1 protein-coding gene is annotated in these 1,542 nt (G+C 71.5%); it reads left to right on the plus strand.

Features of this window, described 5'->3' with window-relative positions:
• Nucleotides 1-5 precede the first annotated feature (5 nt).
• Nucleotides 6-1,542 (plus strand): carboxypeptidase regulatory-like domain-containing protein (locus tag FDZ70_10480; protein TLM66467.1); only part of this gene is annotated, 1,537 nt, incomplete at its 3' end.

A 1,542-nucleotide genomic window follows, 5' to 3' on the forward strand; every position in this document is an offset into this window, starting at 1 on the left:
ATCCGATGGTGATGCGCCCGAGCGCGATCGAGGGTACGGTCACGCTCGGCGCGAACCCGTACGCGATCGTCACGGCGTACCTCGAGGACGCCGGCGAGATCTCGTACGCTGGCGTGGCCACCGCGACCGTTCCGGACGGGCACTACAGGATCGGCGGACTGGCCGCCGGGAACTACCTCCTGCGGTTCGTCGCGGAGGGCGGCGACCAGGAGTGGTACAACGCGACGTCGACCGTGGCGGCTGCCACGCGCATCGTCCTCGCTCCCGAGACCACCCAGAGTGGCTACGGCGCCGACTTCTCGGGGCCGACGGTGTTCGGCTCGATCCGCGGCGCCGTGACCGACGAGCAGGGAGACGTGGCGGCGCCGGGCATCGCCGTGTCGGCGTACGCGCAGGACGGCAGCGGATGGGACCTCGTCGAGACCACGCTGACCGCGCCGACGGGCCTGTTCAACCTGACCGGCCTGCCGAGCGGCGTCTACCGCGTCGGCTGCGAGGATCCGTCGGGGAGGCTGCTGCCCGAGTTCTACGATGGTGCGTACTCGGTCGCGGGCGGCGACGACGTGACCGTCACGGCGCCCGCTGCGACGACCGGCATCGACGTGTCGCTCGACCGCGCGAGTGCGGTGCGCGGCCAGGTGCGTAACCGCCTCGGCGTGCCCGTCGGGCCCATGAACGTGTACGCGTACCGACAGTACGGCAGCGCGTGGGTGACCGCGGGCACTGCGGCGAGCAATCCCAGCACGGGGCTCTACACCATCGGCGGGCTGCTGCCCGGCACCTACTCGGTCCGGTTCGCCGGCGACGGCGCCTACCGCGGCGAGTTCTACGACGACCGGCACGGTGACATCTCGACCGCGCAGACGTTCACGGTGAGCCTGGCCACGACGGTCTCGGCGATCGATGCGGTCGTCGAGCCGCGCAACACCCTCGCTCCGGTCACGACGAGCGACGCGCCGAGCGGGTGGCGCAGCCGGACCGCGAGCGTGTCGCTGACCGCCACCGACAACCAGGCGGTCTACGCCACCTGGTACTCGACGGGCGGCGCGACGACCACGTACACGCCGGGCGCGAAGATCGGGATCACCGCCGAGGGGACCACGACGCTGCGGTTCCGCTCAGCCGACATCGTGGGCAACTTCGAGAGTACCCGGACCGCGACCGTGCTCATCGACACGGTGGCTCCGGTCACCATGGACGACGCTGCTGACGAGTACGACGGCTCCGAGAAGGTCATCGTCCACCTCACGCCGTCGGACGCGACCTCCGGGATCCGGCGCACTCTGTACGCCGTCGATGGCGCCGCCGCCTCCATGGGGACGGTCGTCGAGGTAGAGGGTGTGGGGCCGCACACCGTCCAGTACCGCTCGCAGGATGCGGCCGGGAACTGGGAGGCGACCAAGACCGCGGCGTTCACGATTCACGCGGCGCAGGTCTCCGTGGCGGGCGCGGACCGGTTCGGCACGTGCGTGCTCGCCTCGCAGCGCGGGTTCGCGGGCGGGGCGGACACGGTCGTCATCGCGACCGGGCGCAACTGGCCGG

The organism is Actinomycetota bacterium, from assembly GCA_005774595.1.
Classification (GTDB): Bacteria; Actinomycetota; Coriobacteriia; order Anaerosomatales; family D1FN1-002; genus D1FN1-002.